Source organism: Psychromonas marina, from assembly GCF_030161115.1.
In the GTDB taxonomy this organism is placed as follows: Bacteria; Pseudomonadota; Gammaproteobacteria; order Enterobacterales; family Psychromonadaceae; genus Psychromonas; species Psychromonas marina.
The window spans coordinates 567490-588638 of record NZ_BSPQ01000001.1 but is presented as its reverse complement, the minus strand read 5'-3'; the positions used below and the strand labels follow the sequence as shown (position 1 = coordinate 588638).

The following is a 21149-nucleotide window of genomic DNA, read 5'->3' as shown; positions in this document are numbered from 1 at the left end:
GTTTTTCGATTATTATTCTTCTATTATTTGTCGTTTAAGTCTCAATAAAACAAAGAGAAATTAACCTTTATCATGCTTAAAAATTTGTTCACCAAAAAGAATCAAACCAAAATCAGCCTTTATCTGAGCGAAAAACAGATTGTCATTTGCCACTTAGATCAGGGCAAGGTGACGCTGCTTGCTAAAAAAACGGTGCAGTCGGAAAAACAATGGGCAGAGATTTTTAGCGCATTGGTCAGTGAACTACAGCTTTCAGGTAATCAAGTGAGTGTTGTATTAGGTCGTGATTTTTACCAAACATTTGACATTGAAAAGCCGAAAGTTGATGAGTCTGAATTATTAACCACCTTACCTTTTAGTATTAAAGATCTTATTTCTGAAAGTATTTTTGATCAAGTTGTTGATTACATTGATGTTCCTTTTCAACCTCGCAAAGGAGAGCAGGTTACTGCGATATGCCTGCCGAGAACCCGTGTATTGATGATCCGAGATATGATTTTAGCAGCCGGCTGTCACCTGCAAAGCATCACTATTGAGGAAGTTGCCTTAACGCATTTATTAGGTGTGCATGAAGAGGCAAATATTTTGCTATCTCAACAGCAAAACGAATTAGTATTAACGGTTGTTAAACAAGGGCAACTTTACTTTACGCATCGTTTGCGCGGTTTTAATGAGCTATTACCGTTGCCGCTAGAACAAGTTGAAGACGCATTGGTCGACGGCTTAAGTTTAGAGATACAAAGAGCACTAGACTATATTAGCTCTCAATTACGTGTTAATACCATTGGAGCGTTATATCTTGCCGTAGTTTGCCCGGATATAAAATTACTGTCGGAAAAGTTAGGCGTATATTTGGCTCGAAATGTACTCCCTTATGCTGAAGATGAAGGCTATGATTTTCTTTCACTTATCGCTTATGGTGCGTTAATGGGGGAGGAACAATAATGAAAACACAGGTTAATCTGTATCAACCGAGTTGTTACCCGAAACGTGAAAAAGCAACATTTCCTCAGTTTATAGGCTTTTTTATTATCTGCATCTCAGTTTCTTTAGCGAGTTACTTTATTGCTAATTATCAGACTCAATCACTACAAGAAAAATTAGCAGATCAGCAAACAGCTATCTCTGAGCAACAAGTTAAGCTCGAGCAATTAGTCGTAGAGTTACAAAAAAAGCGTGCGCCTGATGATAAATTGCGTCTGCATAGTCGATTACAGAATGAAGTCACTGCGAAGCAACGTCTTCTTGCGAGTATTGCTGGTATTGATGTTGAAGATTTAGTGAGTTTTTCTGCGTTAATGCGCGGCTTGTCTTACGCAAATATGGATGATTTAACCATTAATCACTTCGCTATGCACAAAGGTGTATTAAATATTAGGGGGGATGCAAAGCACAGTAACTCAGTGCCGTTGTGGCTATCGAACCTACAAGTGACCAAAGAGTTATCTGGCGTCGCCTTCAAAGCACTATCTATTGAGGAAGCAGACGGAGTGTTTAGTTTCAAGCTAACCAATAGTGATACTAAAGGGGCGGCTAATGAGTAAATTTAGCTACGCGGAAATGACACAATCATTTAATAACCTGAGCTTGCGTGAACGAGTTATTATGTTTGTAGCGGTGATTTTATGCTCATTTTTAATCACTTATTTTTGGATATTAGATCCTGCATCAATTCAGCAACGTAGAGTTAATAGTGAGTTACAGAAAAGTTATCAGCAGCAAGATGTACTAGACAATGAGATAGAGATGATAACTCGGCGTCTACAGCAGGACCCACTAGAAGAGATTAATAATAAAATAGCCTTTGCGGAATCAACCTTAGCGCAACTTAATCAACAGTTAGACGATAAGTTAGTTAAGTTTATTCATGCTCAACAAATGGCGATTGCACTCACTAAAGTGCTAAGCAAAAATCCCGGGGTGAAAATAAGTGGCTTAAAATCATTACCGGTAAAGGTTTTTAATGCTTCAAAAAAAGCCACAGAAGCAGTAAACCCAAGTTTGTTTTATCAGCATACGTTAGAGATTACCCTGCAAGGAAATTACAACGCTATTTATCAATATTTATTAAATGTTGAAACATTAAAAGAGAAGTTTTATTGGTACTCTCTAGATTACAAGGTAAGTGACTATCCACTCGCGGAAGTTACTATTCAAATTTACACATTAAGTGATCAACAGGATTTAGTCAGTGGTTAAAGTTATCTTTCTTGGTTTATTTGTTAGCTTAAATTTATTTGCACAGAGTGAGGCTTTAGTTGATCCTACTGCGCCACTGAATTTCCAGCAAAAAAAGCAGGGCAAAGTCTATCGTGCAGCAGTACCTAAATTACAAAGTATTGTCATGAAAGCGGGCAAGCCAAAAGCGATTATAAATAATAAAGAATATCAAAAAGGACAGTGGGTGAATGGCTATCAAGTTACGCATATAGATACCGATAAAGTATTACTCGTGTATCAAAAGAAAACTTATACATTAACCTTATACTCACAAAATGAACGCTTTAGTCATTAAGGCGAGTGTATTATGGAATATAGAAAGATGAAAAAAATCATATCAATTAGCTGTTGTATTTTAATGTTAACGGCATGCCAAGTAACCAAAAAGAATGATGCTGCTGCACAGAAAGAGGTATTGCAAGCATCCGATGACCAACTCATTTCTGACCTAATTCTTCCTGAAGATATTGAAGATGAGCTGTATGCAGATTTAAGTGAATTGAGTCAAGATATTGCGGTCGAAGAGAGACGTATCGATATTTCGGCGCGTGATGTTGATGCACGTATATTTTTTGCCTCTTTGATTAATGATTCTGATTTTAGCGTTGCGATTCACCCTGATGTTTCAGGGGAGATAACGCTCTCATTGAAACAGGTGACCTTGCCAGAAGCAATACGTGTCATTGAAGATATGTATGGTTATGAAGTTAAATTAAAAGGGCGTGTTTACCATATTTATCCTTCTGGGATGCGTATTGCAAGTTTCACCCTTGATTACCTATTTATGAATCGTATGGGCGGATCTCGTACTACGGTACTGGCAGGTAATTTAACGGATGACACTGACGATGACAGTAGTGACAGTGACTCAGATAGTTCATCGAACAGTTCAAGTGGTTATTCTCAAGGGTTAGATAATAATACGAGTAAAGAGTTTAGTGGTGAGTTTTCATCAAACGGATTGCAAGATGGCACTAAAATAACCACGGTAACCAGTACAAACTATTGGGCTTACCTAGAGACAAAAATCAATACGCTATTAGATAATAAAAATGGCCGTGATGTGATTGTTAGCCCGATGTCAGGTGTTATCACTATTCGTGCTTATCCTAATGAAATTCGCACTATTCGTGAGTTTTTAGAAAAAGAGACGGATCACCTAACTCGACAAGTTATCTTAGAGATGCAATTGATTGAAGTGACCCTTAGTGATGAGTACCAACAAGGGGTCAATTGGAGTACAGCTGCGGACACTGGCGCTAACGTGCTACTTAATACAACCTCTCAGCTTGCCGACAGTATTATCCAGAATACCATTGGTGGTGGTGGTGCATTAACCGTAAAAAGTGGTGACTTTAGCGGTGTGCTCTCTTTGCTTGCGACGCAAGGTGATGTGAACGTACTGTCGAAACCACGTATTACCGCGATGAATAATCAAAAAGCGATTATTAAAGTCGGTGGCGATGAATACTTTGTTACCGATATATCAACCACAACGGTAACCGGAACGGCAACGACCTCAAGTCCAACGGTTGAATTAACGCCATTTTTCTCGGGTATTTCCGTGGATGTAACGCCTAAGATAAATGATGATGACTCGGTACTATTACATATTCACCCGGCAATTATTGATGTTGAAGAGCAAACCAAAACCATTAGTTATGGTGGCACAGATGGCAATTTAGTTATTCCTGTTGCAAAGAGTGACGTCCGTGAGTCTGATACGGTGGTAAAAGCGAACTCTGGTGAAGTGATTGTTATCGGTGGTTTGATGAAAACCATCGAGCAAGATCTTGTTTCTCAAGTTCCCTTTCTTGGTGATATTCCTTGGTTAGGCGAGTTATTTACTAATCGACAGAAAGTGAATAATAAAACCGAGTTGGTGATTCTGGTGAAACCGCAAGTGGTCAAGCAGGATACATGGAAACAAGAGATTCAAAAATCATCTGATTTAATTGAAAAATGGTATCCATCTAAATGAGCTATTTAACACATTTCGGATTGGAAAAAGCACCTTTTTCTTTAACCGCGGATCCCCATTTTTATATCGATTTTATTCCTCATAAAGAAGCGTTAGAGGTGATCACCACTGCGCTTTCTTTTGGCGAAAGTATTCTGAAAATAACCGGCGAAGTAGGCACAGGCAAAACGTTGTTGTGTAATAAACTTCAGCAAGAACTGTCTGAGCAATACCACCTCTGTATTATTGATAATGCCTATTTGAGTGCCCATGAATTGCGTTGTTTATTAGCCAGTAAAATAGGCATTGATAAAGCCGATTTTGATGAGCAATTCTTGCTGACTGAAAAGATAAAAGAACGCTTATTAACATTGCGAGATGAAGGGATAAAAGTACTGGTATTAGTAGATGAGGCGCAAGCGCTACCTGATTCTACCTTAGAGGCGTTACGTTTGTTTTCTAACCTTGAAACTGATGCGGATAAACTATTACAAGTGATTCTGTTTGGGCAGCCTGAGTTAGATCTGCGTCTAGCGGATCCTAAGTTACGCCAATTACGTCAACGTATCACCTTCTCTTATCAACTGCGTGCACTGTCAGAGCAAGAGATTGAGCATTACATTTCAGAGCGTTTGAAACAAGCCGGTTACCGTGGTGCACGCCTTTTTAGCACTAGGGTTTGCCGTAAAATAAGCCAAGCCAGTCGTGGTATTCCACGTTTAATCAATATACTTTCCCATAAAATATTAATGCTAAGTTATGGCGAGCAACATTATAAAATCACTAACAAACTTGTTAAAGAGGCGGTTGCTGATACTGAAGATGCATATGCGCTGCCAACCTTAACTGGATGGTGGTTATTATTACTCTCATTTATTGTGCTTAATACGACACTATTATTATGGTGGAAAGGGCTACTATGAGCATTATAAATAAGATGCATAAAGGGTTACAGGCGAATCATGATGAGTCACCGATGCTCTCTTCTGTACCAGTAAAGAAACAAAAAAAGAAGGTATTACTGTTTGCATTGATTAGCCTGTTATTGGCTTCTTCGATCGGTTTGTCTTTTCTTATTTACGATAAAGAGAGCGCAGCAAACAATAGCGAACAGCCGAATCAGACACGCTTGACTCCTGTTGATACCGCTTTACCAATAACATCAGAGCCTGTTGTTACCAAAGAGCTCGAACCTGCAACGACTTCTACTGCGGTAACTCAAAAGAAAGTGGATGACACTCCTAAAGTTGCAGTAAAAATCTTGCCAGTGGTTCAACCTGAATTACCCGTCACAGCGAAGGTTACGACACCTAAGGAAGCAACCCCTAACAAAGTCACGACTCCCGCTAAACAAACTCCTGCTAAGCCAGTTGCTGAAAAAACAAAAGCACAGGTTGAGCCTAAAAAAACAGCGCATTTAGAGATTAAAAAATCGGTATTAACAACATCAGAGCTCGCTGATATTCATCTAAAAAGTGCAGAAAAAGCACTCGCAAAAGGTGATAAGCAATTAGCCTCTCAAGAGAAAATTAAGGCGTTAAATGTTAAGCCAGATCTGCATCATGTACGTGAGTCTTTAGCGCTTTATTATTTTAGTATTGGTGAACAGGGACAGGCGAAAAGCTTGTTACAAAAAGGAGCCGTTCAGTACCCAGAGCACTCCGATTTTAATTTAATGTTATCGCGTATTGCATTAAAAAATGATCAACAGAAGAAAGCTTATCTTTATTTACAGCAGTCGCCTCCTGCGGTTGAAGGGCATCTGGATTACCATGTTAGTTATGCCATTTTAGCGCAAAAATTTAAAGACTATGCGCGTTCAGAAGTTTTATTTGAAGGGTTATTAACACAGAGACCTAATAATGGTCGTTGGAGAATGTCCTTGGCGATTGCCCAAGATAAATTGGGTAAAGAGCCGCTGGCGGTTGAAAACTATCGCAAAGCATTGCTACAGATTGACCTTTCCAGCAATGCTAAAAAATATATTAATCAACGCTTAACCTATTTAGCAAATCAGTAAGGGAATCGATGAAACCGCAACTCAAAAAACGTTTAGGTGACCTTCTTGTAGAAGAGCAGTTGATTAGTGAAGCACAGTTAGGTAATGCATTAAAAGAGCAACGCAACCTTGGTTTAAAGTTAGGCGCGACACTCATACATCTTGGTTATATCAGTGAAGAGCAGATTCTCACCTTTCTTTCTAGACAGCTCGACATTGAAATTGTCGACCTGCTTAAAGTAAAAATAGATCATAATGCAGTACAGCTTATTCCAGAGGTACATGCGCGTCGTTTACGTGCTTTAGCGATCCATGATAATGGTGACAAGATCACGTTGGTCGTTTCAGATCCAGCAGATCTTCATAGTTTAGACGTATTATCTACGCTATTAAAAGGACGAGAGTTTGAGTTGATGTTAGCGCGTGAAGATCAGCTCATTGAATCTTTTGATCGCGTTTATCGTCGTACCAAAGAGATCGCCTCATTCGCGGTTAAACTTAGCGAAGAACATGGTGAAAACTCCGCGTTTGATGTCAGTGGATTAGAGTTAGGCGGCGAAGGTTCTGATGCAACGGTAGTTAAGTTATTACAATCCCTGTTTGAAGATGCCGTGCAAGTTGGTGCGTCAGATATCCATATTGAACCCGATGAAAAAGTATTACGCATTCGTCAGCGTGTAGATGGTGTTTTACAGGAAACGTTATTGCCTGAAAGCGGCATCGCGAGCGCCTTAGTATTACGCTTGAAATTAATGGCACAATTGGATATTTCAGAAAAACGTCTACCGCAAGATGGACGATTTAATATCAAAATTAAAAATAAAAGTATTGATATTCGTGTTTCAACGATGCCGATTCAAGAGGGCGAATCTGTTGTTATGCGCCTGCTCGACCAATCGGGTGGTGTCCTCTCCTTTGATGAAATCGGTGTTCCTAGTGATCTTAAAAAACGCTTAGAGTTACAACTAAAGAGACCGAATGGATTAATTTTAGTCACCGGTCCGACGGGGAGTGGTAAAACGACCACGCTGTATTCTGCATTGAATACCTTAAATGCGCCGGGCAGTAAAATTATTACCGTAGAGGATCCGGTTGAATACCGTTTACCACGGGTAAACCAAGTGCAAGTTAACAGTAAAATAGGCTTAGATTTCTCTACCGTTTTACGTACTGCACTGCGTCAAGATCCGGATATCTTATTAGTGGGTGAGATGCGTGACAGTGAAACGATGGAGATTGGACTACGTGGTGCATTAACCGGTCATTTAGTACTTTCTACGCTTCACACCAACGATGCCATAAGTAGTACATTAAGACTGTTAGATATGGGTGCTCCGGGCTACTTAGTCGCAAGTGCATTGCGTGCCGTCGTTGCACAGCGTTTGATTCGTCGTTTATGTGAAAACTGTAAGACAGAACAGAAAACACCTATCGAACAGCAAATATTATTAGAGCAGTTAACCGATGAACCGTTAACTGATACTTCTTTTTACACTTCTCCGGGTTGTCAGCGTTGCCAATTTACAGGCTATCGCGGGCGTATCGGTGTTTTTGAGTTACTTGAGATTGATAATGCCATGGTATCTGCATTGCGTCTTGATGATACAGAAGCTTTTTCTATTGCAGCACAGCAGTCTCCTTATTTCCAACCTCTAGCGATTGCCGCGCTTGATTATGCGAAACAGGGAATCACCTCTCTCGTTGAGGTGTTTAAGCTCGTTGACCGTTTTGATAAGGTACATAAATCAACTGGCATACGTCAACAACCTGCAACAGATTCGTTATCAAAAGAAGCGGGATTAACGCTGACACCGCGTGATGCTTCATCTACAGATACTAATAACTAATGGCGACTTTTAAGTATGCAGGACGCGATCAACAAGGTGCCACTGTCAAAGGCGTCGTAGAAGCGAGTTCGATGGATGCCGCAGCTGATCAAGTGATGCAAAAAGGGATTTTACCTAATTCTATCAAAGAGCAAAAATCAGGCGGGGAGAGCTTAGATCTCAGTTTAGTGTTTGCCTCCAAGGTTAAAGCCACGGATTTAATTATATTTACTCGGCAGATATATTCACTGACTAAAGCGGGTATTCCTATATTACGCGCGATTAATGGCTTAGCAGAATCAACTCACTCTGTGTTACTGGCTGATTCTTTACAAGATGTATTGAACCGTATGCGTAACGGTAACTCTCTTTCTGCTGCAATGGGCGCACATCCGCGTGTATTTTCACAACTTTACGTTTCATTAATTCAGGTGGGTGAAAATACCGGTCAGTTAGATCGTGTTTTTTTACAGCTAGCTCAATATTTAGAGCAAGAGGTAGAGACGCGTAAGCGTGTTAAAAGCGCAATGCGCTATCCAACCTTTGTTTTGATTGCATTGGCTATCGCAATGGTTATTTTAAATATTTATGTTATTCCAACCTTTGCCGGTATGTTTGCAAAATTTAATGCCGAGTTACCCTGGACAACCCAAGTACTGTTAGGTACCTCTTCCTTTTTTGTTGATTATTGGGGATGGATGTTAGGCATTTTAATTGCAACTTTTGTGGGTATAAAATTGTGGCTCAATACACCTAAAGGTGCTTACTCATGGGATAAATGGAAGTTAAAAATTCCTATTATTGGCAGTGTTGTTGAACGTTCACTATTAGCGCGTTTTTCACGTAGTTTTGCAATGATGCTTAGTGCTGGTGTGCCCCTCAATAATGCGCTTTATTTAATCGCCAATGCCGTCGATAACAGCTACCTTAAAACTAAAATTTTAGGTATGCGTAGTGGCATTGAATCAGGTGAGCAGCTACTCAAAACCGCAACGGCAGCAGGGCTGTTCACCCCATTAGTATTACAGATGATCGCCGTGGGTGAAGAGACCGGACAAATTGATGAATTACTCAATGAAGCCGCTGACTTTTATGAACGTGAAGTAGATTATGAGCTTAAAAACATGACCGCTAAAATAGAGCCTATTTTGATCTGCTTTGTTGCTGGTATGGTACTGATTTTAGCATTAGGTATATTTACCCCTATGTGGGATATGATGGGGGCAATGAAAGGTGGCTAATATTATAAAACGGAATTTTTTACTGGCTTTTTTATTTCTCTTTTCTCTTTCTACAGTGTCTGCAAATGAACGCCCTAAAGTGGGCTTGGTGCTCAGCGGTGGTGGAGCGAAAGGTGCTGCTCACATTGGTGTATTAAGGGTATTAGAAGCGAATAAAGTACCGATCGATTATATTGTTGGTACCAGCATTGGTTCTTATATTGGTGGTTGGTATGCGTTGGGGTTTAGCCCTGACCAAATTGAAGAGATCATGTTTAATACACAATGGGATAAAGGTTACTCCGATTTTATCCCTCGTGAAGATCTACTCTATGAAGATAAACAGCTGCGTGATAAATACAATATAACCGTACGTTTGGGGTACAGTGATGGCACCTTAAAGATGCCATCAGGCTTATTGTTAGGGCAATCCGCATTGCAACTGCTAAAGCTCTCTACGGATGCGGTAGGAGAGTTTGATAGCTTTGATGACTTAGCGATTCCTTATCGTGCGGTAGCAACTGATATCAGTAGTGCTAAAGCGGTGGTCTTGGACCATGGCAGTATTACTCAAGCGATGAAGGCCTCTTCAACTGTCCCTGGTGCGTTAGAGCCAACTGAAATTGATGGGCGGTTATTAGTTGATGGTGGAATAATCAATAATATGCCGGTTAATGTCGCACGTGAAATGGGCGCTGATATCATTATTGCTGTCGATATTGGCTCGCCATTATTAGAACAAAGCCAGATAAACAGCACCGTCGATGTGCTTAATCAATTATCTAATATTCTTACCATCACAACGACTGATAATCAAAAATCACTGCTTAGCGATCAAGATATACTGATTCGTCCTGATATTGATGAATTGAGCACCACTGATTTTTCTATTCTCGCTGTCGCATTAGCAAAGGGTGAAGCGGCCGCATTGGCAAGTCAAAGTAAGTTTAGTGAATTAGGGGTAACCGATAAAGAATTTGAGCAATACCTCTTTGCTAAAAAGCAAAAAAGTAGAGTCTGGATGCAACCTCTTTTTCAGCCTGTTATTGCAATTGAATACGACAATCAGTCAAAGGTTGACCTTGCTATCATTGAAGAGCATTTTGCTATTGAGATCGGTGATGTGGTTAGCAAAGAGGCGCTCGAATCTGCCATCGACAAAGTTTATGCATTAGATCGTTTTGAATCAGTCAATGCAGAATTTACCGATACCCCTGCAGGACGAAAAATAACGTTGACCACAAAAGCAAAGTATTGGGGACCGAATTACCTGAAATTTGGTTTTAATTGGCAGGGGGATTTCTCCACAATTTCGATGTTTTCGCTCGACTTTGCTTATCTATTAACAGACATTACCGATAATGGTGGGCAATGGAAAAATGAATTGTCGTTAGGCTGGGAAAGTGCTATCTCAACAGAGTTCTACCAGCCACTAGATAAGCACCAAAGCTTTTTTTCTCGTAGCCGTCTTCAGCTTAAAGAGGATAAGTTTACTGAAAATGAAATTAGTACCGGGCAACAGCACTCTGAGTTAAGTAACCGTTTTGCTGAGTTGCGATTGGGGCTTGGTTATCATTATAGCGATTATGGTATCTCTGAATTGGGTATTGTAGGTGAAGTCGGCAATGTAAGTTTTGAAGGTAATGACTATGAAGAGCTACGTTATGATTCTTTAGGGGCTTATATTTCCTTGGGTTATGATACGTTAAATAGTATTAACTTTCCTACCCAAGGTAATAAATTTCAAGTTGATGTCACCGCGCGTAAAGATGATTTTTCTCATTCCCTATTTGATAATCAAAAGGAACTCTCTGTTGAGCTAAATATTGATTGGCGAGGAGCTTTAGGGCTTGGTCATCATACTTTTGTTGGTATTGCTTCCTATGGGACTGTGTTGACGGATAATGATCTTTCCATTCGTTACTCTGAATTAGGTGGCTTCTTAAACCTTTCAGGTTACCAAAAAGACTCTATTATTGGTGCCAATAAGGCACTCGCAGTGATTGTTTATCAATATGACTTAGGGCGTGATATACCTGGAGGTACGGGGTTACCGCTTTATCTTGGTACTAGCCTTGAAACGGGTAATGTATGGCAGTTGAATGAATCAATTGATATCGAGGAGCTAGTTGCCTCGGCAAGTATTTATTTAGGCACCGATACGACCTTTGGTCCTGCTGTTATTGGCGTGGGTTATGCAACGTTGATGAATAGTGCAGAAGAGGATGAAATAACGGTCTTTTTCTCACTAGGGAAGAATTGGTAGGCTTTTTAGCTGTCAGTCTTTAGCTATCAGCTGACAGCTAAAGACTGACAGCTGATATATGAAGCTATTTCACTTCTTTACCTGAAGCTTGTAGATCTGCATGGTATGAAGAACGTACCAATGGACCACAGGCTGCATGCTCAAAGCCTAATGCTTTTGCTTTTAAGCCTAGCTCGTCAAACTCTGCTGGTGGCACGTAGCGCTCAACCGCTAAATGGTTAAGGCTAGGTTGCAGATATTGGCCTAAGGTCAGCATCGTCACACCATGGGCGTTAAGATCCACTATTACCTGTTCAATCTCTTCATTGGTTTCACCCAAGCCCATCATTAGACCTGATTTTGTTGGTACTTCAGGGTGTTGCTCTTTGAATTTTTTAAGCAGTTGTAGTGACCATTTGTAATCAGCACCAGGGCGAACCTGTTTGTAAAGATGTGGCGCTGTTTCAAGGTTATGGTTAAACACATCGGGTACATCATTTTCAAAGCATGCTAACGCTTTATCCATTCTACCTTTGAAGTCAGGAACTAAGATTTCAATTTTTATTTCTGGGTTTAATAGACGTATCTCACGAATACAATCAGCAAAGTGTTGTGCACCACCATCACGTAAATCATCTCGGTCAACCGAAGTAATAACGACGTATTTTAGCTTCATATCTTTAATTGTTTCAGCTAATTTCTTTGGTTCATCTGTATCAACAGCTAGTGGCTTACCGTGGCCAACATCGCAGAATGGGCAACGTCGTGTACATATCTCACCTAAAATCATAAAGGTCGCAGTACCGTGATTAAAACATTCATTTAAGTTAGGACAAGAGGCTTCTTCACAAACAGAATGTAGCTTGTTCTTACGCAGTGCTTTTTTGATTTCAGTCACACGCGTATTATCTGATTTTAACTTAATTTTCATCCATGCAGGTTTTTTCAATACCGTGCTTTTATCTGATGGGATAACTTTAATTGGTATATGAGAAAGTTTGTCTGCATCGCGTAGTTTTTTACCTGCAGTCAATTGGCTCGGTTTATTACTCATGAAAAAACACTCTCTATTTGTGAATATTGTAATTGATGGTTCATCTTTTCTATTAATAGCGGTGCAAGTGTTTTAACACTCAACTCAATCCCTTCGTCTTTACATTGAGTCATCTCAAGGCCTGCATAACCACAAGGGTTAATTTGTAAGAAGGGAGAAAGGTCCATATCAACATTTAATGCTAGCCCATGGAATGAGCAACCTCGGCGGATTTTTAATCCTAGTGAAGCAATTTTTTTACCGTTAACGTAAACACCCGGTGCATCAGGTTTTGCAACTGCTTGAACACCGTATTCATTTAATAGATCAATAATACCCTGTTCAATAATGGTCACTAAACTGCGCACATTGAACGCTTTACGGCGAATATTGATTAACAGGTAAACAATCAGTTGTCCGGGAGCATGGTAGGTGATTTGGCCGCCACGATCACTTTTGACTATTGGAATATCGGTCTGTTGTAATAAGTGCTCTGCTTTGCCTGCGCTACCTTGGGTAAAGACAGCTGGGTGCTCAACAACCCAAATTTCGTCCGCAGTATGTTCGTTACGAAGATCGGTAAATTCGCTCATCGCTTGCCACGTTTCAACGTAGGGTTGAGTCCCTAAATAACGTAGTTTGAGTTGTTTGGTTAAATCGGTCATTGCTTAGCTACAAAATGTAACGAACAGATTCAAGCTTATTAAGCTCAGTATAGATAGTTTCTATATGCTCTTTAGACTTGACGGTAACCGGTACACTAAGTGCATGATACGTGCCCTTTGAACTTGGCTTTACGGTTGGTGAGTAATCACCTGGTGCATTTTTTTGAATGACAGCGATCACATCGCTCATCAATTCAGGGCCCGCAACGCCCATTACTTTAAATGCAAAAACACAAGGGAACTCTAGCAGTTCATCAAAGTGAGTATTAAGTGCCATTTAGGAACTCCAAAATCTATAAATAAAAAAAATGAGGCCAATGCCTCACTTTATAATTGTTACTATTATGTTGCAACAGCTAAGTATTGCAATACCTAGATGCTGACATTCTTCGCGTCTACCCTAACTATATGGGGATTAATTTACGCAAACCAACCGATAAATAGTAATTTTATGTAATCAATTAAACGGCTAAATAATCCGCCTTCTTCGACTGTCTCTAGTGCAATCAGGTCGTAAGTTGCCACACTCTCATCTGAAAAAGAGTAATTTACTTGGCCGACTACATCACCTTTTTGCACGGGTGCACGCAACTCATTGTTAATAACAAAATCAGCTTGTAGATTTTTAGCTTGACCGCGCGGTAACGTGATTGGTGTATCGACAGCAACACCTAGGCGAATCATCTCTTGAGAACCCATCCAGATGCGCTCTGTTGCTAGTTGCTCGCCGGCTTTATAAGGTGTCATTGTTTCAAAGAAACGGAAGCCCCAGTTTAGTAGTTTTTTACTTTCAACTTTACGCGCTGAATCTGATTTAGCGCCCATTACAACAGCGATTAGACGCATGTCATCTTTTGTCGCTGATGATACTAAGCTAAATCCAGCAGCACTAGTGTGGCCAGTTTTGATACCATCTACGTTTAAGCTTTTATCCCATAATAAGCCGTTACGGTTGTATTGAACAATACCGTTAAACTTAAATGATTTTTCACTATAAATACGGTATTCCTCAGGAACGTCTAAAATTAGCGCTTTTGCTAAAATGGCCATATCTGTTGGTGTTGTGTAATGGTCTTCAGAGTGCAGGCCATGGCTATTTACAAAATGGGTATTATTCATACCGAGTTGTAATGCCCATGAATTCATTAAGTCTGCGAACGCACTCTCACTGCCAGCAATATGTTCTGCCATTGCAACACAAGCATCGTTGCCTGATTGAATAATGATACCGCGATTTAAATCTGCAACGGTCACTTCTTTGCCGACTTCAATAAACATCTTTGAAGAATCTGGGAAATTTTTAGACCAAGCATTTTCAGAGATCATTACTTTATCTTCAGGGTTCAAGTTCCCCTGTTTAAGCTCTTGTCCAATGATATAACTCGTCATCATTTTGGTTAGGCTGGCAGGCGCTAGCATCACCTCACTATTATTTTCTGATAGCACTTTTCCAGAAGCAAAATCGACTAATAGGTAACCTTTTGCAGCGATAGCAGGAGCATTGGGGATAACACGTGGTGTCGCTAACGCGTTAAAACTGAGGGCGAAAGTGATAAGCAGTAGGCCTATTTTTTTCATCTATTGTACCTTTGAATTTATGGAATAAAAAAATAATACGCACTATAGCGTGCTAGGCGCAGGGATGGAAATTAAATTCTTTAGTCACCTTCTACTGATAAAAGTTCTTGAAGTACTATTTTAGTGCATTTCCATTGTTTGCTATGCACTGTTTTGGTGCTTGCTTGGGGTGTTTATCTTTTTTGTAAATTTAAGTGTTTGTTTTTTAATGCTTATTTTTTTTGGCACGCAACTTGATAATAGACTATCAACAAATATTTAAATAACACTCCAAATTAGATAAGGAAATTTTAATGAAAATGTTAACTGCAATCATCAAACCATTCAAATTAGACGAAGTGCGCGAAGCGATCATGGATGCTGGCATCGCTGGTGTTACTGCTTCAGAGGTAAAAGGCTTTGGTCGTCAAAAAGGTCACACTGAACTTTATCGTGGCGCTGAATACCAAGTGGATTTCTTACCAAAAGTAAAACTTGAGATTGCAGTGAAAGATGAAGATGTTGATCGTCTAGTGGAAGCAATTACGCAAGCTGCAAATACTGGCAAAGTCGGTGACGGTAAAATTTTCATTCAGCCGCTTGAGCAAGTTGTACGTATTCGTACGGGTGAAGCGGACGAAGAAGCACTTTAAGTTTTTAGTTAATAAATTTTATCAAATAAGGAAAATAAATTATGGAAAATATAGTCGCAGAAGTTACAGAGCTTAGGTTTGCTCTAGACACATTCTACCTTCTGATGTCAGGTGTCTTGGTAATGTGGATGGCTGCCGGTTTCTCAATGTTAGAAGCAGGTCTAGTTCGCGCTAAAAATACCACTGAAATATTAACTAAAAATGTCGTGCTATTTGCAATTGCTTGTACGATGTTCCTATTGGTAGGTTACAACATTATGTACGTTGATAACGCCGCTGGTGGTTGGTTACCTTCATTTGGTGCATTAATGGGTACACAAGCAAGCGATGCGGGTCACTCTTTAGAGTCTGACTTCTTCTTCCAAGTAGTATTTGTTGCAACGGCAATGTCTGTTGTATCAGGTGCGGTTGCTGAGCGTATGAAGCTATTTGCATTCTTGGTGTTCTCTGTTGTTTTCACAAGTGTTATCTACCCATTAGAGGGCTACTGGACTTGGGGCGGCGGTTTCTTAAGCGAAGCGGGTTTCTCTGACTTTGCAGGTTCTGGTATTGTACATTTAGCCGGTGCTGCAGCAGCGCTTGCAGGTGTGTTACTACTAGGTGCTCGTAAAGGTAAATACGGTAAAGATGGTAGTGTTCACCCGATTCCAGGTTCAAACATGCCACTTGCAACATTAGGTACATTCATTCTGTGGATGGGTTGGTTTGGTTTTAACGGTGGTTCTCAGTTAGCACTTTCTACTGCAGACGATGCACAAGCAATTGGTGTTGTTTTCCTAAACACTAACGCCGCAGCTGCAACAGGTGCTATCGCAGCCCTAATTGTGAGCAAATTTAAATGGGGTAAAGCAGATTTAACGATGATCTTAAATGGTGCATTAGCCGGTCTTGTTGCAATTACTGCTGACCCTGCTTCACCATCTCCGTTATTTGCATGTCTTATCGGTGCAGTTGCTGGTGTGATTGTTGTATATAGCATCATCACTTTTGATAAATTGAAAATTGATGATCCAGTTGGTGCGCTATCAGTGCATGGTGTATGTGGTATTTTTGGTCTGTTAGTTGTTCCTCTTTCAAACAGCGATGCAACATTTGGCGCACAGATTTACGGCGCGGCAGTTATCTTCGGATTTGTATTTGCAGCATCATGGGTTGTTTGGAGCATCATTAAAGTAACAATGGGTATCCGTGTTACAGCTGAAGAAGAAGAAACAGGCATGGATTTACATGACTGTGGCATCGAAGCTTACCCTGAATTTAAAGATTAATCCTGACGCCAATCAGTATTAATTTATCCCCCCCGTAATTTAAAGACCTTATCACTCAGTGATAAGGTCTTTTTTTTTGAGCAATAAAAATTTTAAATTTAAATCTCTATTTAAAGTCTATTATTTAAATGTCTGTTATTTATATACAGTGTCTAAATAGGGAATTGAATGCTTACTTTGAGTCGCAAGCCAGAGTTGATAAAAGAACTGTCCTCTTTAATAGTGCCGACTATCTTTATTGTGGGGCTATCTTTGCTTGGCCTTTATACGCCTTTTTTACTCTTTCATTTTTTTGCTGAGTTTTCTTCTATATTTTTTGCGCTGTGCTTAGGCGTAATTTACTTAAAGCGTCTGCCAATTAATAAATTAAAAATAGATCAATCGCTTATATGCTGTTTACCCGATGATGGAGATGATACCGAAATTACTAATGCCTGCTAAAAACTTGCATCTCAGTGTGATCGTCGAAGGCGTTGAAACTGCGGAGCAAGTAAAATTTTTAATCGAGAATGGTTGCTATCATGTTCAAGGCTATTATTATGGCAAGCCTATGCTTGCAAAGGATATGAGCAGTTACCTAAATGCAGAACACCACAAATATTAAAGGGATTATTATGTCATTAAAGATATTAAGTTTATCAAGTCTTGTTTTTTTAGCCGCTTGTTCATCAACACCTGTTGAAACAACTTCTGTAGGCGATATTCCAAGTTGGGTTTTAAATCCACAAGTTGAAGATGGAATTGCAGTTTCAGAATGTGTTTTATTTTCGGGTAATATGTCTATCGATAAACAGCAGGCGCTTGCTAATGCGCGCACTTCTCTTGCACAGCGTATTGAAACGCGTGTTAGTGCAATGGATAAAAGTTACCGTGATAAAGTTGAGGTTGCCTCTGGCGTAGAGTCTGGTTCAACATTCTCAAGTGTTTCTAAACAGGTAACACAGCAGACGTTAGTCGGCACTAACCCACTTAAAACAGATATTACTAAGATTGCAGGTAAAGATAACCTTTGTGTTTTAGTGGCGATTGGCCAGCAATCTACCAAGGATATTTTTGATCAATTAGTCAGTGAAGCGGATCTGCCAATGAATGCACAGCAAAAAGATGTGTTATACGCAGAATTTAAAGCTCAGCGTGCTGAAGATCAATTAGATAAAGAGCTAGAAAAACTTCAACTGCAATAATTTATTCTCAATAATCCCCACGTTTAAACGTGGGGATTTCTTCCACCACATTTAGCCTCCCAGTTTTTAATCCTCATTTACTTCTTTTTTAATAAATAATTGTACATTTTTTGGCATTAATATTGCTTAATATGCAGTATGTGTCAAAAAAGAGATAAATAATATGAATCTAAATACATCTGCTTTATTTAATGATATACCCTTGCAAGGCTTAAAAAGCAAAGGCTTAGGTGAAGAATTAACCACTCAAACTGCTAAATCTAACGCGCCCGATTTCTCAGAAATGTTGAAGCAGGCGATAAATAACGTTAATGGTTTACAAGAAAATACCTCTGATCTACGTAATCGTTTTGAAATGGGTGATGATCAAGTAAGTTTAGGAGAGGTAATGATCGCCTCTAATAAGTCGAGTCTTGCTTTTGAAGCAACAGTACAGGTACGTAACAAAATGTTGGAAGCGTATAAAGAAGTGATGAGCATGCCTGTATAGGTGAATTGCGGTGTTGAACCAGGGAAGTAAAAGTGGCCGAATTAAATAACAATCCAGATATGTTGCTTGAAAATAGCAGTATCGGCACTAGTGATGACTCGCTTATTGAGCCGCAAAAGGGAGCACTTGCTTCATTTTTTTCAAATGTAGATGTATTACGCCAAATTAGCATGATCATCGGTTTATTAATTGTTTTAGCGATTGTGGTTATTTTATGGTCATGGGGTAAAGAGGCTGACTATCGCCCACTTGGTAGCTATAAAACAGATGAACTGATTAGTACGCTTGATTTTCTTGATAAACAAAAAATCCTTTATAAAATTGAAGGTAATTCAATACTCGTTGTTACCACTGAATACCAAAAAATTAAACTGTTAATGACCCGTGCGGGTTTAGCGAATGATAATACCGAAAGTGGTGATGATATCTTACTACAAGATATGGGGTTTGGTGTTAGTCAGCGTGTGGAACAGGAGCGGTTAAAATTAAGTCGTGAGCGACAACTCTCTCTTGCTATTCAAGCGATGCAAAATATAACTAAAGCGCAAGTTTTACTGGCTATCCCTAAACAGAGTGTGTTTGCTCGCAAAGAGCGTCAAGCCAGTGCGACTGTTGTTGTTACCTCGTCACGTTCATATAGTCTTTCCCAACAAGAAATAGATTCAATTGTTGATATTGTTGCCTCTGCAGTACAGGGATTATCTCCCGCGAGCGTGACGGTCAGTGATCAGCGTGGTCGCCTATTGCACTCGGGTAGTAAAAGTGGCTTATCCGCACAATCAAGTAAAGAGTTTGCGTTAACACTAGAGCGTGAGCAGGAATATAAATCTAAGGTCGATGCGATTTTAATTCCGGTACTAGGATTAGCAAATTATACATCAGAAGTTGATTTGGCGATGGATTTCACCGTTGTTGAAGAGACTAAAAAAACCTTTAATCCAAGTAATCAAGCGGTACGAAGTGAGATGTTGGTGGAAACTAAATCTTCCTCTTCTACGGTGGGTAATGTACCCGGAGCATTAACTAATCAACCCCCGGCGAACTCAGCAATTCCTGAAGAGTTGCAAGAGGGAAACAGTGCTTTTGGTGCCGATGGCAATTCACATAATGAGTCGACGCGAAATTATGAAGTTGATACCACAGTGACTCATATCAAGCATAAAGTTGGCACCGTTGATCGCTTAGCTGTCTCTGTGGCATTAGATTATGCACCGGTGACTAATGCTGCCGGCGAGGTTTCATATGAACCTCGCAGTGAGCAAGAGATTGAAAGTATCCGCCGTTTATTAATGGGCGGGCTCGGTATTAATAGTGTCCGTGGGGACGTTTTAGAGATTGCCTCCGTGAAGTTTAATCGTCCTGATTTAGAAGCCATTCCAGAGGAGGTATTTTGGAAAACAGAAGCTTTTGAAGGTTATGTTCGATTTGGTGGTAGTCTACTTATCATTATTTTAACCTTGCTGTTAATTGTTCGCCCAATTATGAAAAAATTACTCTACCCAGAGAGTATTGAGCAAGCTGAAGAGTACGACCTGGGGGGCGCGATTGGTACCATGAATGGTGATAATTTACAGTTATTAAATGACGACGAAGCTGGTGGTGTTGAGTTTGGAATTGCCAATGGTGTGCTTACACTGCCAGACTTACATAAAGATGAAGATCTTCTAAAAGCGGTACGTGCGCTAGTTGCAAACGAACCTGGTTTATCTGCACAAGTAATTAAAGAGTGGTTATCTGCCGATGAAGGATAATGAAAAAAACAAAGCCGCAGCAACGCTGCCGGTTGAATTTGATATTGCGACGTTAACTGGCGTTGAAAAAAGTGCGTTACTCATGTTGAGTTTAACACCTGAGGATGCTGCGCAAATATTTCGTAATTTAGAGCCAAAACAGGTTCAAAAATTGGGTATGCAGATGACTGCGCTGGAGGACTCTTCGCAAAACAAAGTATCCGGTGTACATCGTGCTTTTATTGAAGATATTCAAAAATACAGCAGTATCGGCTTAGACAGTGAAAACTTTGTTCGTGCATCCTTAATTGAAGCATTAGGTGCAGATAAAGCTGGAAATCTTGTTGATCAAATTATTTTAGGCAGTGGCTCTAAAGGTCTTGATTCATTGAAATGGATGGATGCTCGCCAAGTTGCTTCAATCATTCAGAATGAACATCCACAAATTCAAACTATTGTATTATCTTATTTAGAGCCTGAACAATCGGCTGAAATCATCACTCAATTCCCAGAAAAAATTCGCCTTGATTTGATGATGCGTATTGCTGATTTAGAGGAGGTGCAACCCGCTGCACTTCAAGAGCTAAATGAGATCATGGAGAAACAGTTTGCCGGACAAGCTGGGGCACAAGCCGCTAAAATGGGCGGAACAAAAGCTGCCGCGGATATCATGAACTACCTCGATACTGGTATTGAAGGGCCATTAATGGACTCATTACGAGAAACCGATGAAGATATGAGCCAGCAAATTCAAGATCTGATGTTTGTATTTGATAATCTAATTGATCTTGATGATCGTGGAACACAGGCGTTATTAAGAGAAGTACCTGGCGAACAATTACAACGTGCATTAAAAGGTGCGGATGAGCAGCTGAAAGATAAAATACTGAAAAATATGTCTAAACGTGCGGCGGAAATGCTCGAAGATGACTTAGAAGCGATGGGACCTATTCGCATCAGTGAAGTAGAATCTGCACAGAAAGAGATCTTAACCATTGCGCGTCGCTTATCCGATGCAGGTGAAATTATGCTCGGTGGTGGTGGAGGAGATGAGTTCTTATGATCAGCCTATTGGTAACGATATCGAGGGTTACGCTTT

21 protein-coding genes are annotated in these 21149 nt (G+C 40.0%); 17 read left to right on the top strand and 4 right to left on the bottom strand.

Annotated elements, in window-relative coordinates; all coding sequences use genetic code 11:
• Positions 1-72: 72 nt before the first annotated feature.
• Genes QQK09_RS02840 through QQK09_RS02795 form a run of 10 tightly spaced genes read left to right on the top strand, consistent with a single transcriptional unit; the run spans position 73 to position 11491 of the window.
• Positions 73-945: a hypothetical protein gene (locus QQK09_RS02840; RefSeq protein ID WP_284202602.1), complete on the top strand. Its 873-nt coding sequence runs from the start codon at positions 73-75 to the stop codon at positions 943-945.
• Entirely contained in the window at positions 945-1544 is a 600-nt protein-coding gene (locus QQK09_RS02835) for a hypothetical protein (protein ID WP_284202601.1), read from the top strand. Before QQK09_RS02840 ends, QQK09_RS02835 begins: the two co-directional genes overlap by 1 nt.
• A complete protein-coding gene (locus QQK09_RS02830) occupies positions 1537-2199 on the top strand; it encodes a type II secretion system protein GspM (RefSeq protein WP_284202600.1) in 663 nt (220 codons plus the stop codon). The genes QQK09_RS02835 and QQK09_RS02830 overlap by 8 nt, the downstream gene beginning before the upstream one ends.
• Positions 2192-2515: a hypothetical protein gene (locus QQK09_RS02825; protein WP_284202599.1), complete on the top strand. Its 324-nt coding sequence runs from the start codon at positions 2192-2194 to the stop codon at positions 2513-2515. The genes QQK09_RS02830 and QQK09_RS02825 overlap by 8 nt, the downstream gene beginning before the upstream one ends.
• A 27-nt stretch (positions 2516-2542) precedes the next feature.
• A complete protein-coding gene (gene mshL, locus QQK09_RS02820; protein WP_284202598.1) occupies positions 2543-4201 on the top strand; it encodes a pilus (MSHA type) biogenesis protein MshL in 1659 nt (552 codons plus the stop codon).
• Complete coding sequence (locus QQK09_RS02815; protein WP_284202597.1) at positions 4198-5103, top strand: ExeA family protein; 906 nt, start codon at positions 4198-4200, stop codon at positions 5101-5103. The genes mshL and QQK09_RS02815 overlap by 4 nt, the downstream gene beginning before the upstream one ends.
• On the top strand, positions 5100-6200 hold the full coding sequence (locus QQK09_RS02810; RefSeq protein ID WP_284202596.1) for a tetratricopeptide repeat protein: 1101 nt from the start codon (positions 5100-5102) through the stop codon (positions 6198-6200). The genes QQK09_RS02815 and QQK09_RS02810 overlap by 4 nt, the downstream gene beginning before the upstream one ends.
• 8 nt (positions 6201-6208) lie before the next feature.
• Entirely contained in the window at positions 6209-8026 is a 1818-nt protein-coding gene (locus QQK09_RS02805) for a GspE/PulE family protein (protein WP_284202595.1), read from the top strand.
• A complete protein-coding gene (locus QQK09_RS02800; protein WP_284202594.1) occupies positions 8026-9246 on the top strand; it encodes a type II secretion system F family protein in 1221 nt (406 codons plus the stop codon). The genes QQK09_RS02805 and QQK09_RS02800 overlap by 1 nt, the downstream gene beginning before the upstream one ends.
• Positions 9239-11491, top strand: coding sequence for a patatin-like phospholipase family protein (locus tag QQK09_RS02795; RefSeq protein ID WP_284202593.1), 2253 nt, complete (start codon positions 9239-9241; stop codon positions 11489-11491). Before QQK09_RS02800 ends, QQK09_RS02795 begins: the two co-directional genes overlap by 8 nt.
• A gap of 64 nt (positions 11492-11555) precedes the next feature.
• Here the strand turns inward: QQK09_RS02795 and lipA are convergent, their stop codons facing one another.
• The 4 genes from lipA to QQK09_RS02775 form a co-directional block, all read right to left on the bottom strand.
• A complete protein-coding gene (lipA, locus tag QQK09_RS02790; protein ID WP_284202592.1) occupies positions 11556-12524 on the bottom strand; it encodes a lipoyl synthase in 969 nt (322 codons plus the stop codon).
• On the bottom strand, positions 12521-13168 hold the full coding sequence (gene lipB / locus QQK09_RS02785) for a lipoyl(octanoyl) transferase LipB (RefSeq protein WP_284202591.1): 648 nt from the start codon (positions 13166-13168) through the stop codon (positions 12521-12523). Before lipB ends, lipA begins: the two co-directional genes overlap by 4 nt.
• Before the next feature lie 7 nt (positions 13169-13175).
• Positions 13176-13445 carry a DUF493 family protein YbeD gene (ybeD, locus tag QQK09_RS02780; protein WP_284202590.1) on the bottom strand — a complete coding sequence of 90 codons (270 nt, stop codon included), beginning with the start codon at positions 13443-13445 and terminating at the stop codon, positions 13176-13178.
• Positions 13446-13588: 143 nt separating this feature from the next.
• Complete coding sequence (locus QQK09_RS02775; protein ID WP_284202589.1) at positions 13589-14746, bottom strand: D-alanyl-D-alanine carboxypeptidase family protein; 1158 nt, start codon at positions 14744-14746, stop codon at positions 13589-13591.
• A 293-nt stretch (positions 14747-15039) separates the two neighbouring features.
• Here QQK09_RS02775 and QQK09_RS02770 point away from each other — a divergent pair, with 293 nt between their 5' ends.
• The 7 genes from QQK09_RS02770 (at position 15040) to fliG (ending at position 21113) form a co-directional block, all read left to right on the top strand.
• Entirely contained in the window at positions 15040-15378 is a 339-nt protein-coding gene (locus QQK09_RS02770; RefSeq protein WP_284202588.1) for a P-II family nitrogen regulator, read from the top strand.
• Positions 15379-15419: 41 nt separating this feature from the next.
• On the top strand, positions 15420-16646 hold the full coding sequence (locus tag QQK09_RS02765; protein ID WP_284202587.1) for an ammonium transporter: 1227 nt from the start codon (positions 15420-15422) through the stop codon (positions 16644-16646).
• Positions 16647-17058: 412 nt separating this feature from the next.
• Positions 17059-17250, top strand: coding sequence for an EAL domain-containing protein (locus QQK09_RS02760; RefSeq protein ID WP_284202586.1), 192 nt, complete (start codon positions 17059-17061; stop codon positions 17248-17250).
• 10 nt (positions 17251-17260) lie between these two features.
• The gene (locus tag QQK09_RS02755) at positions 17261-17830 is read left to right on the top strand and encodes a hypothetical protein (protein ID WP_284202585.1); all 570 of its coding nucleotides are present in this window, start codon (positions 17261-17263) and stop codon (positions 17828-17830) included.
• Positions 17831-17993: 163 nt separating this feature from the next.
• Positions 17994-18320: a flagellar hook-basal body complex protein FliE gene (gene fliE / locus QQK09_RS02750; protein WP_284202584.1), complete on the top strand. Its 327-nt coding sequence runs from the start codon at positions 17994-17996 to the stop codon at positions 18318-18320.
• Positions 18321-18352: 32 nt separating this feature from the next.
• Complete coding sequence (gene fliF, locus QQK09_RS02745; protein ID WP_284202583.1) at positions 18353-20071, top strand: flagellar basal-body MS-ring/collar protein FliF; 1719 nt, start codon at positions 18353-18355, stop codon at positions 20069-20071.
• Positions 20061-21113: a flagellar motor switch protein FliG gene (fliG, locus tag QQK09_RS02740; RefSeq protein WP_284202582.1), complete on the top strand. Its 1053-nt coding sequence runs from the start codon at positions 20061-20063 to the stop codon at positions 21111-21113. The genes fliF and fliG overlap by 11 nt, the downstream gene beginning before the upstream one ends.
• Positions 21114-21149: the final 36 nt, after the last annotated feature.

Coding starts and splice junctions, on each gene's coding strand:
- QQK09_RS02840 (WP_284202602.1), top strand. CDS start 73: ATGCTTAAAAATTTGTTCACCAAAAAGAATCAAACCAAAATCAGCCTT.
- QQK09_RS02835 (WP_284202601.1), top strand. CDS start 945: ATGAAAACACAGGTTAATCTGTATCAACCGAGTTGTTACCCGAAACGT.
- QQK09_RS02830 (WP_284202600.1), top strand. CDS start 1,537: ATGAGTAAATTTAGCTACGCGGAAATGACACAATCATTTAATAACCTG.
- mshL (WP_284202598.1), top strand. CDS start 2,543: ATGAAAAAAATCATATCAATTAGCTGTTGTATTTTAATGTTAACGGCA.
- QQK09_RS02815 (WP_284202597.1), top strand. CDS start 4,198: ATGAGCTATTTAACACATTTCGGATTGGAAAAAGCACCTTTTTCTTTA.
- QQK09_RS02810 (WP_284202596.1), top strand. CDS start 5,100: ATGAGCATTATAAATAAGATGCATAAAGGGTTACAGGCGAATCATGAT.
- QQK09_RS02805 (WP_284202595.1), top strand. CDS start 6,209: ATGAAACCGCAACTCAAAAAACGTTTAGGTGACCTTCTTGTAGAAGAG.
- QQK09_RS02800 (WP_284202594.1), top strand. CDS start 8,026: ATGGCGACTTTTAAGTATGCAGGACGCGATCAACAAGGTGCCACTGTC.
- lipA (WP_284202592.1), bottom strand. CDS start 12,524: ATGAGTAATAAACCGAGCCAATTGACTGCAGGTAAAAAACTACGCGAT.
- lipB (WP_284202591.1), bottom strand. CDS start 13,168: ATGACCGATTTAACCAAACAACTCAAACTACGTTATTTAGGGACTCAA.
- ybeD (WP_284202590.1), bottom strand. CDS start 13,445: ATGGCACTTAATACTCACTTTGATGAACTGCTAGAGTTCCCTTGTGTT.
- QQK09_RS02775 (WP_284202589.1), bottom strand. CDS start 14,746: ATGAAAAAAATAGGCCTACTGCTTATCACTTTCGCCCTCAGTTTTAAC.
- QQK09_RS02770 (WP_284202588.1), top strand. CDS start 15,040: ATGAAAATGTTAACTGCAATCATCAAACCATTCAAATTAGACGAAGTG.
- QQK09_RS02765 (WP_284202587.1), top strand. CDS start 15,420: ATGGAAAATATAGTCGCAGAAGTTACAGAGCTTAGGTTTGCTCTAGAC.
- QQK09_RS02760 (WP_284202586.1), top strand. CDS start 17,059: ATGATACCGAAATTACTAATGCCTGCTAAAAACTTGCATCTCAGTGTG.
- QQK09_RS02755 (WP_284202585.1), top strand. CDS start 17,261: ATGTCATTAAAGATATTAAGTTTATCAAGTCTTGTTTTTTTAGCCGCT.
- fliE (WP_284202584.1), top strand. CDS start 17,994: ATGAATCTAAATACATCTGCTTTATTTAATGATATACCCTTGCAAGGC.
- fliG (WP_284202582.1), top strand. CDS start 20,061: ATGAAGGATAATGAAAAAAACAAAGCCGCAGCAACGCTGCCGGTTGAA.